The 12791-nt window shown below is 39.9% G+C and carries 13 protein-coding genes; 4 read left to right on the top strand and 9 right to left on the bottom strand.

Features of this window, described 5'->3' with window-relative positions:
- The first annotated feature begins 1 nt into the window (after position 1).
- A complete protein-coding gene (locus AC4MCC_RS05150) occupies positions 2–256 on the top strand; it encodes a YfhL family 4Fe-4S dicluster ferredoxin (RefSeq protein WP_419374667.1) in 255 nt (84 codons plus the stop codon).
- Between the two features lie 246 nt (positions 257–502).
- Here the strand turns inward: AC4MCC_RS05150 and ahpF are convergent, their stop codons facing one another.
- From ahpF to AC4MCC_RS05130, 4 genes are all read right to left on the bottom strand, one after another.
- Positions 503–2068, bottom strand: coding sequence for an alkyl hydroperoxide reductase subunit F (ahpF, locus tag AC4MCC_RS05145; protein ID WP_180105300.1), 1566 nt, complete (start codon positions 2066–2068; stop codon positions 503–505).
- A gap of 225 nt (positions 2069–2293) precedes the next feature.
- The gene (locus tag AC4MCC_RS05140; protein WP_491876679.1) at positions 2294–3211 is read right to left on the bottom strand and encodes a hypothetical protein; all 918 of its coding nucleotides are present in this window, start codon (positions 3209–3211) and stop codon (positions 2294–2296) included.
- A gap of 37 nt (positions 3212–3248) precedes the next feature.
- Positions 3249–4382 carry a toxic anion resistance protein gene (locus AC4MCC_RS05135; protein WP_005236518.1) on the bottom strand — a complete coding sequence of 378 codons (1134 nt, stop codon included), beginning with the start codon at positions 4380–4382 and terminating at the stop codon, positions 3249–3251.
- Between the two features lie 16 nt (positions 4383–4398).
- Positions 4399–5190, bottom strand: a complete 792-nt coding sequence (locus tag AC4MCC_RS05130) for a tellurium resistance protein (RefSeq protein ID WP_491885752.1) — start codon at positions 5188–5190, stop codon at positions 4399–4401.
- A 401-nt stretch (positions 5191–5591) separates the two neighbouring features.
- On the opposite strand from AC4MCC_RS05130, the gene AC4MCC_RS05125 reads away from it, so the two are divergent.
- Positions 5592–6080: a TIGR00645 family protein gene (locus AC4MCC_RS05125; RefSeq protein WP_005236522.1), complete on the top strand. Its 489-nt coding sequence runs from the start codon at positions 5592–5594 to the stop codon at positions 6078–6080.
- A 63-nt stretch (positions 6081–6143) separates the two neighbouring features.
- On the opposite strand, the gene rnk is transcribed toward AC4MCC_RS05125, so the two are convergent.
- The 3 genes from rnk to AC4MCC_RS05110 form a co-directional block, all read right to left on the bottom strand.
- Positions 6144–6548, bottom strand: coding sequence for a nucleoside diphosphate kinase regulator (gene rnk / locus AC4MCC_RS05120; RefSeq protein WP_034171243.1), 405 nt, complete (start codon positions 6546–6548; stop codon positions 6144–6146).
- A 390-nt stretch (positions 6549–6938) separates the two neighbouring features.
- On the bottom strand, positions 6939–8192 hold the full coding sequence (glyA, locus tag AC4MCC_RS05115; protein ID WP_004784306.1) for a serine hydroxymethyltransferase: 1254 nt from the start codon (positions 8190–8192) through the stop codon (positions 6939–6941).
- Positions 8193–8346: 154 nt separating this feature from the next.
- Positions 8347–9576, bottom strand: a complete 1230-nt coding sequence (locus AC4MCC_RS05110) for an alpha/beta hydrolase (protein WP_419374670.1) — start codon at positions 9574–9576, stop codon at positions 8347–8349.
- A gap of 350 nt (positions 9577–9926) precedes the next feature.
- Here AC4MCC_RS05110 and AC4MCC_RS05105 point away from each other — a divergent pair, with 350 nt between their 5' ends.
- Together AC4MCC_RS05105 and AC4MCC_RS05100 are read left to right on the top strand one after the other, a co-directional pair.
- A complete protein-coding gene (locus AC4MCC_RS05105; protein ID WP_491885751.1) occupies positions 9927–10625 on the top strand; it encodes a putative quorum-sensing-regulated virulence factor in 699 nt (232 codons plus the stop codon).
- A 294-nt stretch (positions 10626–10919) separates the two neighbouring features.
- A complete protein-coding gene (locus tag AC4MCC_RS05100; RefSeq protein WP_166135969.1) occupies positions 10920–11270 on the top strand; it encodes a hypothetical protein in 351 nt (116 codons plus the stop codon).
- Between the two features lie 263 nt (positions 11271–11533).
- Here the strand turns inward: AC4MCC_RS05100 and AC4MCC_RS05095 are convergent, their stop codons facing one another.
- Entirely contained in the window at positions 11534–11758 is a 225-nt protein-coding gene (locus tag AC4MCC_RS05095; protein ID WP_419365342.1) for a hypothetical protein, read from the bottom strand.
- A 618-nt stretch (positions 11759–12376) separates the two neighbouring features.
- Entirely contained in the window at positions 12377–12697 is a 321-nt protein-coding gene (locus AC4MCC_RS05090; RefSeq protein ID WP_491885847.1) for a hypothetical protein, read from the bottom strand.
- Positions 12698–12791: the final 94 nt, after the last annotated feature.

Here is a 12791-nt window from a genome sequence, read left to right as displayed (position 1 = left end):
AATGGCGCTCTTGATTACCGATAAATGTATCAACTGTGATATGTGCTTACCGGAATGCCCAAATGAAGCAATTTATGAGGGCGATAAGGTCTATGAAATTGATGTCACTCGTTGTACCGAGTGTGTGGGTTTCTATGATCATCAAACCTGTATTGCCGTCTGTCCGATTGAATGCATTGTGCCGCATCCCGAACATCGGGAAACGAAAGAACAGTTAATGGAGAAATTTAAAGGTTTGAATCTGTTCAAAGCTTGAATGATGCATGAAGTCTTATGACTTCATCTAAGAACAACCTTGGGGAAAGATAAAAATAAGGGTTGAAAACAAAAACTGTCCAGAGGAAAGGAACAGCTAAAAGCGATTGGGGACGCTTTTGGCTGATCTAATAATAACTAAAAAAAGGAACTCGGGTGTTAGCGTCCTGAGTTCCTATAAAGCGAAAATAATAATAGGTGTTTGAGATGAAGCACCTGGAATGTGGGGATTCCAGGTGCTCTTTTTTTACTGACCAGAACGGATGATGTAATCAAAGGCAGATAATGATGCTTTGGCACCTTCACCAGTCGCGATGATGATCTGTTTGTAAGGCACAGTAGTACAGTCACCTGCAGCAAACACACCTTTCACATTGGTTTCATTACGTTCGTTAATCACGATCTCACCACGGTTGGTTAGCTCAACATCAGTTCCTTTCAGGAAATCCGTGTTTGGCAACAAACCGATCTGAACAAAGATCCCTGCTAACTCAACAGTGTGCTCTTCATCAGTTGCACGGTCTTTGTATTTCAACGCTGTAACTTGTGAACCGTCACCGATGACTTCGGTAGAAAGCGCATTTTTGATTACAGTGGTGTTTGGCAAGCTGTTCAGTTTGTCCTGCAATACCTGATCCGCACGCAGTTTGGTATCAAATTCAACCAGCGTTACATGCTCAACAATCCCCGCAAGGTCAATCGCAGCTTCTACACCCGAGTTACCACCACCAATCACCGCAACACGTTTGCCTTTGAACAATGGCCCATCACAGTGTGGGCAGTACGCTACCCCACGAGTTTTGTATTCTGCTTCACCTGGAACATTCATCTCTCTCCAGCGTGCACCGGTAGACAGAATGACTGTTTTAGATTCAAGTTTCGCACCATTCTCTAAAGTCACTTCTACCAGACCATTGGCTGTACTATCTGCACCTTTGATGTCAGAAACACGTTGCAAGTTCATGATGTCGACACCGTATTCACGAACATGGGCTTCCATTTCAGCGGCAAATTTCGGACCTTGGGTTTTTTGCACTGACGTATAGTTTTCAATGTCCATGGTATCCATCACCTGACCGCCCATACGTTCAGCCACGATCCCAGTTTTGATGCCTTTACGTGCTGCATAGATCGCTGCAGTATTCCCTGCAGGTCCACCACCAATCACCAACACATCAAATGCATCTTTGGCATTCAGTTTTTCAGCAGCTTTGGCTGCGGCATTGGTATCCAGTTTGGCAATGATTTCTTCCAGCGTCATACGACCCTGACCGATATGTTCATTGTCCTGGAAGACCATCGGTACGGCCATGATTTTACGTTCTTCTACTTCTTCCTGGAAGAAAGCACCATCAATCATGGTTGCTGTTGTACCCGGGTTATAAATGGCAATCAGGTTCAATGCCTGCACCACATCCGGACAGTTATGACAGCTCAGTGATACGAATACATCAAAGTCAGATTTAATGCCCAAGCCTTTAATCGATTCCAGAACTTCAGCAGAAACTTTGGGTGCATAGCCTGAAGTTTGTAGCAATGCCAAAATCAAGGAAGTAAACTCATGGCCCATCGGCAAGCCTGCAAAGAACACACGAGGCTGTTCACCGGCTTTTGCAACACCAAAGCTTGGTGCACGTTTGTTGGTACCATCAAAACGGGCAGTGACTAAATCAGAAAGCTGAGCGATTTCCTCAACCAGTTCTTTGATTTTGGCTGATTTGTCAGAGCCATCCAGAGTTGCCACTAATTCAATCGGGCCTTCCAAACGTTCAAGTAGTGTTTTTAATTGAGCTGAAGTATTTTGATCTAACATTGCTAACGTCTCCAAGGGAGTAAATATTTATTCGATGAAGCTATATTAAGTGAATAAAAAAAATAGGTAAAACAGTTTGTTTTTATCTTAATGATCGTTTTTATAGATCTAAACCATCTCCTCATTTTATTTTTTATTATCGCTAGAATTTATGCCTTTTATCCCAAAGAAACCGAATATAGATTGGAAAATAAAAATGCTCCTTTTAACGGAGCATTTTTAAGTTTAGAAGATTCGCTGTTCAATACGTAGCGAACGCCCCTTAATTGAATTGGCCAGTGCATATATGATTAAGCTAAGCAAGGCAAATAAGATGGCAATGCCAATAATGATGACATTGGTAATCTTGCTGACTTGTTCTGCTTGCTGAGCTTGACGATCTACACTTTGTGCCACAGGCGTTAGACTTTTGCCATAGACCTGTTGCTGCATGGTCCAGATCTGTTCCGGTTTAAATCCGTATTGTTCAAACTTGTTATCCTGCCGCTCTGCTTCAACTACTTGTGCGACATAAGGTCGGGCTGCAGATAAATCGACGGGTTTATGCAAGAGTGCAGTTTGGGCGAGTAAATAAGATTTCACCGGTGAAGGGATATCGGAATCAACCAGATAACGTGCCACTTCACTATCATTGATATTACTATCGTAATAGACCACCTGCTGATAAGCATCTTCTCGGTCATTTCTCAAGTCATATTGCCAATAAGTCAGTCCTGACCAGATCACGATAAAGGAAATCAGCCAGCCTACAAACTTCAATATGAAAGACTGAAAGCGAACATAGAAGAAGCGAAACTTCTTCAGCAGCCCAACAAGAAAAAATGCACCAATAAAAGAGGCAAAGATTTTCAGGATCAGCCAGCCAAACCAGCTTAACAGAGCAAAGAAATAATCCGGACTATCCCCAATACTGGCCAGATTAGCATCGACACTAACTGGCAAATGCAGCTGCTGAAGCTGAGTACTCAGGCCAAAAAAGCCATAAACCAGTTCCTGCTGAAAGAACAGGCCTATCACAGATGCGATACAGACCGTAGAGGTGGTCAGCCCCAAAAGCATCAAATTACGTTGACGCTTTTTGAGTGCGACGACCCCTTGCTTGATTTCCTGAGGATTTACAGCATATTCATCTAAGGGCGGCAATCTCTACTCCTTTTTTTAGATCTTGGCCCTACTGGATTTAGTTGGGTTTAGATCCACTGGTACTTGATTCAATCACCAAATGATTCAGATTATCTTGCAAGGCTCTTAAACGTACCGTTGCTTCAGTACGTTTCTGTACACCTTCTTTCTGGATCTGAATCACATCATTAACAGTTTTAATGAGGGTATTTTGCACATGTTCAAGCGTTTCAATATCAATAACAGAACGCTGGTTGGCTTTTGCCGTATCGACTGAGTTCTGATGCAATAAATCTGCATTACGGCGTAATAGCTCATTGGTCGCATCATCAATGGTATTGGCCAGCTGTACGCTGTTCTTCTGTTCATTCAGTGAAATGGCCAGACTGATCTGGTTTTTCCATGCCGGTAACGTAATATTTTTAATGGCATAGAACTTATCGACCAGCATCAGGTTATTGGACTGGATAATGCGGATCATTGGCAAAGTCTGCATCGCAGATTGCTGCAGTACCTGTAAATCACTGATGCGTTTTTCCAGATTATTGGCTAGATGATTGAGGTCATAGATTTTTTGCGTGGTGCTCTGATCTTGTGGCAAAGCTGTGAGCGCAGCAATTTCCTGCTGCAATTCCTGTTCACGTAAACGTCCAGCTGCAATATGAATACCCAGCTGCTTGTATTCTTCCTGCACCCCATCGAACATTTTATCCAGCGTATCAACGCGGGCTTTTAATCCGGATTGCGAAGTTTCAATTTCCTTGACCAGCACATCAATCTGTTCTTTGGTGGTATTGAAATGCGAGTCAAAGTTATCTTTCACGCCCTTAAATTTGCTGATGATATTGCCAAGAAATCCTGAACTCTTTTTCTTGTTCAGGATACTGCTGGTATTCAGTTGCTGTGCCACTTGCACCACCTGATTCAGCTTTTGACCGGTTGCATCCAAATCTTTGTTCTGCACCAGATTCAGCAATTCATCGGTATAGCTTGAAGTTTTGGTGGCTATATTTTTGCCATATTCGGCCACACTATTATGACTCATATTTTGCAGTTCTTTACGTGCTGCCAAGACCTCCTGAAAATCGGCAGGCTGCAAGCCCAGCTCTTTCAGATCCATTTGCTGGAACTTCTGTTCAGTCAGTTCAGTTGAGCTTTCGACAGGTAAATTTACTACATCAGATTTGGTCATGTTTCACCTTATATTGTTATGTATTCGAGGGTTTCTCGAGTGACTTTTTTAACGTTTTAATCAGATTGTCTCGGCTATTATCAAGTTTTTCCAGATCACTTGTCGAGTGTTTCGTCTGGCTTTGTTTGACATGATATTGCCAGGCCGGAATCAGCACCTGTTGCGCTTCCTTAAATCGATCCAGCAGGCTATAAGACAGTTGCTGGGACAGTTGCATCTGGGTAATGGCGATATCATTACTGCTTTGTAAGGTTCTTAAGGTATGCACCTTTTTTAACAGCCGCTCAGAAAAATTATCCAGTGGATGCTGATTCCTGACAAACTGCGGATATTCAGATAAAAATTCTTCTGCTGCCACAATATGCTTGGCCATTTGCTCACGTAAACCGATCAGCTGCTGGAATCGCGATTGGGATTTCTGGATTTCAATTTGTAACTTACGGCTAAGGTGATCTGCCTGATCCAGTAAATAGTCCAGTTTTTTATAGTATTCAACCTGACTTGAGCCATAGTCCAGATCAATACCCAGCCATTTCTGTAAGGCATTAAATTTACGTTTTTTCAGATATTTTTTTGATTGAGCTAACATCTGAATCAGCTGCTCAATCGTCTGGCTCAGTTGTTGGGTCAGATGCGGATCTACCCCATTTAATAGTACGGACTGTGCCTGAATAAGTGGGTCAGCATAATGATTCAGCTTGTATTGATCGTGGAGTAAAGGCACAAGTTCGTTGCGCTTGATACTTAGAATCTCGCTCTGCTCTACTGCAATGTCTTGGATTGGAATCAAAACATCTATCTGTGACATGGCCCTTTAAACTCAGTGAATTCGATTTTTATAGTACGTCTTTTCATTCAACATAACATGTAGCATTTTGCAAAGGAATGCTTCAAGCCATAGAATTTTCTTTATATAAGTTGAAGATATTGTTGGAATTAAGTTTGGCATACAGTCATTTCTTGTATGAATCATTTTGCCTCTAGCCTGCTGTTGCTCTCTAGAATCTTTTCCATCGGCCTCAAATAGGCTAATAACCAACTAAATAAGAATAAGCACAATAAATGCCAAGTTATTTTATGATCTTAATTAAGCTTTTTTTAAACTTAAGAATACTCATAAGACATTATAAAACATAAATAATTCTCGAATTTTAAGCATGAATTATTTATGATCAAGATCAACAATAAAGTAGGTAACCTGAGAATAAAATGGAACGTTTTTTTCATAATACGATGTATGCCGCACGCTGGATCTTAGCTCCTGTCTATTTTGGTTTATCATTCGCTTTATTATTGCTGGCCTTAAAATTCTTTCAGGAAGTGATTCATGTCCTGCCGCATATCTTTGAATATACTGAAGCTGACCTGATCCTGGTGATTCTCTCCCTGGTTGATATGACCATGGTTGGTGGACTTATTGTGATGGTAATGTTTTCAGGTTATGAAAATTTCGTTTCACAACTCAAAATCGATGAAAATAAAACCCGCCTGAACTGGCTCGGCACTATGGATGCCAATTCGCTTAAACTCAAAGTTGCGGCTTCCATCGTAGCTATTTCTTCGATTCATTTACTGCGTATTTTTATGGATGCTCGTAACGTCGAGAATGACAAAATCATGTGGTACATCATCATGCATCTGACTTTTGTGATTTCTGCATTTATTATGGGTTATCTGGATAAACTCACCAAGCATTAAAACATAGACATTAAAAAGCCCCGATTATAGGGGCCTTTTTATATCGGCGAATTAACTAAAAAATTATAGATAGTCACCTTCTCGTTCCGGCTGATACAGCACCTTTTCAATCGTGACTTTCATCAACTGACCATCAGGTTGTGGCCATTCAATGGTCTGTCCTTCTGCCAGGCCCAAGATTGCAGTTCCAATCGGTGCTACGACATTCACCTGCCCTTTTTCACCTTTAAACTCATGTGGGTAGACCAGGGTAATTTCTACAGGCTCCGTTGATGGTGCAATGGTCAGCAATGCACGCGCATGCATGGTCACCACATTGCTTGGCATGTCCTCTGGCTTGACCACTTCAGCACGAGCCAGTTCATCTTCCAGCTGAAGCATGGTCTCACTGAGCTTGTCCTGATTTTCAAGCATGGTTTCGAGACGCTCCACATCCTGTTCAGATAAAATAATTTTTGGTTTAGCCATTCTTACTACCTTGATTAATGAATGATTGAATAGTCTTTAAAAAGCAAATGAATCTAGGTTCTAAGTGATTAATCGAATTAAATTAAGTTCAAATGTAAAAAAATCTTTTTTAGCTGCTAAAAAATTGTGGCTTAACTCAGAAGCTGTAGCTGTTTTTTAAAGAATGTAACCAGTTTTAGAAAAACTCAATACTCTTTTCGAAATCAGATTTATAGGATCTGTATTTCTCAACTTTTTTATAAAAGGATAAGTATTTTATATACAGGATTGATTAGGCTTTGATCTTATCTTCTCTTTTAACTGATCATAAAAGTGAGCAGCAGAAGATGAGTCAGAAAAAATATCACCCAATAAAAAAGCCCCCTTGAGGGGGCTTTTCTCAAGTTAGGCTTATTTAGCGTAAACAGGGAATTTAGCGCAAACAGCAGCAACTTTTTCTTTAACAGCAGCGATCACAGCTTCATCGCCTTTAGCATCAAGGATGTCAGCGATCCAACCAGCAAGTTCACGAACTTCTGATTCACCGAAACCACGAGTCGTTACAGCAGGTGTACCGATACGGATACCTGAAGTCACGAATGGAGAACGTGGATCGTTTGGTACAGAGTTTTTGTTCACAGTGATGTGAGCAGCACCTAACCAAGCGTCAGCATCTTTACCAGTGATATCTTGTTTGATCAGAGACAACAAGAACAGGTGGTTTTTAGTGCCGCCAGATACAACATCGTAACCGCGTTCGATTAGAACTTCGGCCATAGCTTGAGCATTTTTAACCACTTGTTGCTGGTATGCTTTGTATTCAGGTGCCATTGCTTCTTTGAAGCAGATTGCTTTAGCAGCAACCGCGTGAACCAGAGGACCACCTTGGTTACCTGGGAATACAGCTGATTGAAGTTTTTTCTCGATTTCTTCGTTTGCTTTCGCAAGGATCAGACCTGAACGAGGACCACGAAGAGTTTTGTGGGTAGTCGTTGTTGTTACGTCAGCAATTTGCACTGGGCTTGGGTAAACACCAGCAGCAACCAGACCAGCGACGTGAGCCATATCTACGAATAAGTAAGCGCCAACTTTGTCCGCGATGTCACGGAAACGTTGCCAATCTACGATTTGGCTGTATGCAGAGAAACCAGCTACGATCATACGTGGTTTGTGTTCTACAGCTAAACGTTCAACTTCTTCATAATCGATCTCACCAGTTTCTGGGTTTAGACCGTATTGAATTGCATTGTAAGTTTTACCAGAGAAGCTTACTTTCGCACCGTGAGTCAAGTGACCACCGTGAGCCAAGCTCATACCCAATACTGTGTCGCCTGGGTTAAGAAGTGCTAGGTAAACTGCAGAGTTTGCTTGAGAACCAGCATGTGGCTGAACGTTAGCATAATCAGCACCAAATAATTCTTTAGCACGGTCAATTGCCAATTGTTCAATGACATCTACATATTCACAACCGCCATAGTAGCGTTTGCCTGGGTAGCCTTCTGCATATTTGTTAGTGAGTTTTGATCCTTGAGCTTCCATTACTGCTGGTGAGCAATAGTTTTCAGAAGCGATCAACTCGATGTGCGCTTCTTGGCGTGCATCTTCGTTAGAGATTGCTTGAGCGATTTCTGGATCAAATTCAGCAATAGAGATATTGGCAAACATTAGCGAGGTCCTATTAAATTAGGGCTTTTAAGCCGTGCTAAGATTGGCGCGTATTGTAACATGAACTTTGCCAATTTCGACCATGAACTTTATTCAGTTTGCAATAAAAATAGCTCATGCTTAAAAAAACATGAGCTATAGAGATAAAAATAAGTTATTGAATTGGCATTAGAGATTTTACATCTGAAATAATATTAGCAATATTCAGTGCATAGACGCTGCCATGGTCCCATGAACCGTCCGTAATATAGCGTACCGAGGTTTGTTTCTGATTCGCTAAGCTCACTAAAACATCTGTTGCAGCCTTTGGAACAGTAGGATCCGCCTCTCCTTGATAAATAATCACAGGTGTAGACACTTTAACCTGTAAAGGCTGAGAGTCTTTTTCCAGGAAATTCTTCACTACTGAAATAGTCATAAAATTAGCTTGAGTACGCGGATATCCTTCTAGATTTCCATTGGTTTGGGCATAAGCTCCCATTGCCGTACCGAATTTGTTGCCTAATACATCATAACAATCTGTTTCAGCATTCTTGGCAATCTCGTCTGTTGGTGTTTTAAAAACCTGACTATATTGCAGATTTGGATTCGGATTACGCAATCCCGCGACGATCAGCGCGGTAAAAGTATCTAAAGATGCTAGAGTTTGAATTTTTTTATTCAGATCTGTTTCTTGTCCAGCTTGAGCTTCTCCACCGGCCAGAATCAGACTGAAATTAGAAGCAGGGGCTAAAGCTACCGTACCTTTATACGTCATTTGAGAAGCACGTGCTGCATATTGGGCAGCGCCTAAAGCCGCTTGACCACCTTGAGAATGACCGACAGCCATCCATTGATTAGAAGCATCCGAACCTAAATAGTCTTTTGCTGCGACTACAGCATCGGTAATCGAATAAGCTTCACTCTTAAGATTAAGGAAAGGATGAAGTTCTTTTCCACCCGGCTCTCCTAAACCTTCATAATCAGGTGCAACGACCACATATCCAGCTTGAAGAAATCCGGCAATCATATTTTTGATATAAGGATTTATTTCATTGCGACTTGGCGCACACTGATCGGCCACACCCGTTGTACCATGTGCCCATGCCACTATCGGCCAACCTTTTGCAGGAGGCGTTCCTTTTGGAGTGAAAAGCAGTGCCGTCGCTTGGGTTTCCTTATTATTAGTACCTAACATCTTATAGGTCATGACCACACTTTCATCAGCAACAGCAGACAAATCTGTTTTGTTATAGGCTACAGGTGTTGCCACTACAGGATTGTCGATATTATTTACGGGGATAGCAGGTTTGGATTCATAATAACGATCATCATCGCTATCATTACAGGCAGTTAAAGCTACGCTTAGCGCGAGTAGAGAACCAGTCAATACATGACGTTTCATCGATCTTATCCTTGTCTTAATTATTATCTCTCATAATTTTTATAGTTTTATCTTTATCCGTTGATAAAACTAGACATTAATTTCCCAAGTTATTTCATTAAATACAAGAGATTATTTTGTTATTTTTCTAATAAATAGTGATTTAATTTATGACCATTCCGATACGATAAATTTAAGTTTTGGAAATATTTACATAAACTTTAAAAACTATTATTTATGAGTCTAGATTACAAATGTTCTGGATCAGTCAAAAAGTCTGCAATTAAAGATGAAATCCGGCATTTCAATTGTCAGGATCGAAACAATAATGTTAGATTTTGATATCCACTTTTTTCAGGCATATTTTCGTCATGCAGGCTATCATTCTCGATACTGAAACCCATACCTTGAATGGTCAACCCATTGAAATTGCCTATGCGCCTGTAGAGATCATAGATCATAAAATCAGTCTGGATAAAAGCCGCTTGTTTGATCAGCTTTATTCATGCGACGAACCAATTTCCTTTGCAGCAATGGCTGTACACCATATTCTGCCGTCCGATTTGGAAGGACAACCGCACTACAGCAGCTTTGAACTTCCGCAAGAAACCACTTATATCATTGGCCATAATATTGATTATGATATTCGTGCCCTAGAAAAATGTGGCGTCGATTCATCGAATATTAAAGCAATTTGTACCCTTGCCCTCGCCCGCCGGGTTTGGCCAGAGGCAGAAGCACATAATATCTCTGCATTAATCTATATGATTACCAAAGGCAGTGAACGCGCTCGGGAAATGATCCGTAAAGCCCATCGCGCCGATATGGATATCATTTTGACAGCAAATATTCTGATGCATATTGTGCATCACCTGAAAATCAGCAGTATTGAAGAACTCTATGAGGCATCTGAAGATGCGCGTATTCCACGAACCATCAATTTTGGTAAGCACCGTGGCACTGCGATTGTTGATCTTCCTGCTGACTATGTTCAGTGGCTCCTTCGTCAGGATGATTTAGATCCCTATCTACGCAAAGCATTGGAAAATACGGCGATCCTTACACTGTAAATTAAATTTTTTCGTCCCTCTTTAAATATGGAGAGGGATTTTTAACTAATCATGTTTTGTTTTATTCAGCAAGGAAATAAAGTCTTTTATAGAAGAATACCTTAGTCTTTAAAGCTCTTAACTAATCGATATTCAGAATAAAAATAGATACAAATCAATATCAATTTATTGATTTTTAAAAGTTTAATATTTAATCCTTTCTCACACCTAACTGTTCTAATACTTTAGCGTGATAGAACACACCTCTAAACAGGTGCATATAGAAAATAATATAAATTAATACTCTTACTTCCCATGCAATATTATCTTGAATTCGATGCCTTTGATAATCCCATGCAACTCAGTAAAGTGGGTAATTGGGTGATCACCTTTTTAAGTCCAGCTGAAGAATTGGACACTATACAACTTGCGATTACTTATGTACTGCCACGCCAGATCAGTGACGCATTACAGCCACGACGGGTATTAATTCAAAAGAGTTCAATTGAACATCATTGGCTAATTCAAACAATTGAATGTTTTGACAGCGCGACCAATCAGGAAGTTCATATCAGGCCGGCAGATGAACTGGGACAGCAAACACTTCATCAAATTCTGGACGAGTTTGACCGTTATGATGTAAATGTCACATTAAAAGTTTTCTGAAATAATACTTTTCTCAGAGCGTATTTTTGAAGAAGTTCATTTAGATCATCTATGTAGATAGCTTGATGCTATATAACATAAAAAATTAAGAAACTGAGAAATGATAAGAATTTATCCAATCTCTTCGAATTAAATTCATCAGTTTTTATTCTGCATCAAACAATTTGATAAAAAAGTGAATTAATATATCAAAATCAAGCTCATCATTTGATGAGCTATATCTTTTTTAAGGGTCGCAAAGCAGCTTAATGAATCCCGGATCTTTATTTAGGATCCAAAACACGATAGATACAGTCAGTCTGCTCACTGGCAAATAACAGTTCAATCGTTGGCCTGATAATTTCATCATCCACTACAATATATTCAACTTGCTGTTCCAAACGCTGGGACGGATCACTATGCTGAGCACCAGCACGTAGTAATGCTTTTACATTCAGGATTTTGCCATACTGGTTTTTGACTCGCACTTCAATTAAATCTTCTGTCATCGTCATACCTCCCTTTATTGGCATTATTAAATTTGCTTGTCTGAATTCTTATAACATAGTTATTTGAAAGGCTTTCAAACGAATATGTAAGATTTTTTAGCGAGCACCTTTTATTGACTATATAGTCGCTAATGAAGAATGTGCTATACAAATAAATGAGTCAAAATTATTAATAAATCTCGCTTAAAATTTTGCATTAAAAAGCCCGCATCGCTGCGGGCTCTGTGTTGGATGGCTAGTGCTAGATTTATTGCCTGAACGTAAGTTCCAGCTCAACTAACTGTCATTGATCCGTCCAACTTATTGGTAGCGTCGTTTCGTTTTATGACCTACCATGAGTTCAATATAGCAGGATTTTTTTTACCTACAATACGCTTTTACACTTCTAAAAGAAGACTTATACAATATTTAAATTGTGCTTTTTCAAAAGCAGATTAGAATATTTTGGCTGGATCAATAGAGTACTACAAACAACTCTATTCTTTTCTATCTCTATACCCTATCTATTTGAATTTTAATAAAAATATTCTTTATTTATATGAAAAATGAATAATTTTATCTAGATGCAATTTCAAGTCTTAAGTAAACGAATTCGCTATTAAGGCGATTGATTAGCCACTAAAAGTAATAGCGAAAACCAAATTGATAAGTAACCCCATTTAAGTCCAGATCATCACTCTTGCCAGAGACACATGCGCCATTCATACAAATCTTGGCATCACGGTTAAACATCCATTGATAACCAAAAGATCCAAATAAATCTGCTTCAGGAGCAACTTTATAACCGACTTCCAGTGCAACAGGAATTGTAAAATAATCCAATTCAAGATCGATTCGACCAAGATCTGCATCCGTTTCACTTTCATCTACCCAGCTCATTCCCAAGCCTATAGAAACTGCTGAATAAAGCTGATCATTTTCCAGAAATTTATTTTTTATCCCAATTGCAACTTGATTGTAATCAATATCTGAACTTTGAAATTTGTATTCGGCCCATAAGCTGGCTGTCGGATGGGATTGATATTCACCATTA

The sequence above is a fragment of the Acinetobacter sp. CAU_H_56 genome, assembly GCF_058599425.1.
The sequence above is the reverse complement of the archived record's forward strand: the minus strand, read 5'-3'. Positions and strand labels throughout refer to the sequence as shown.

Coding starts and splice junctions, on each gene's coding strand:
- AC4MCC_RS05150 (WP_419374667.1), top strand. CDS start 2: ATGGCGCTCTTGATTACCGATAAATGTATCAACTGTGATATGTGCTTA.
- glyA (WP_004784306.1), bottom strand. CDS start 8,192: ATGTTTGCCAATATCTCTATTGCTGAATTTGATCCAGAAATCGCTCAA.
- AC4MCC_RS05105 (WP_491885751.1), top strand. CDS start 9,927: ATGCAGGCTATCATTCTCGATACTGAAACCCATACCTTGAATGGTCAA.
- AC4MCC_RS05110 (WP_419374670.1), bottom strand. CDS start 9,576: ATGAAACGTCATGTATTGACTGGTTCTCTACTCGCGCTAAGCGTAGCT.
- AC4MCC_RS05130 (WP_491885752.1), bottom strand. CDS start 5,190: ATGTCACAGATAGATGTTTTGATTCCAATCCAAGACATTGCAGTAGAG.
- AC4MCC_RS05135 (WP_005236518.1), bottom strand. CDS start 4,382: ATGACCAAATCTGATGTAGTAAATTTACCTGTCGAAAGCTCAACTGAA.
- AC4MCC_RS05125 (WP_005236522.1), top strand. CDS start 5,592: ATGGAACGTTTTTTTCATAATACGATGTATGCCGCACGCTGGATCTTA.
- AC4MCC_RS05095 (WP_419365342.1), bottom strand. CDS start 11,758: ATGACAGAAGATTTAATTGAAGTGCGAGTCAAAAACCAGTATGGCAAA.
- AC4MCC_RS05100 (WP_166135969.1), top strand. CDS start 10,920: ATGCAATATTATCTTGAATTCGATGCCTTTGATAATCCCATGCAACTC.
- ahpF (WP_180105300.1), bottom strand. CDS start 2,068: ATGTTAGATCAAAATACTTCAGCTCAATTAAAAACACTACTTGAACGT.
- rnk (WP_034171243.1), bottom strand. CDS start 6,548: ATGGCTAAACCAAAAATTATTTTATCTGAACAGGATGTGGAGCGTCTC.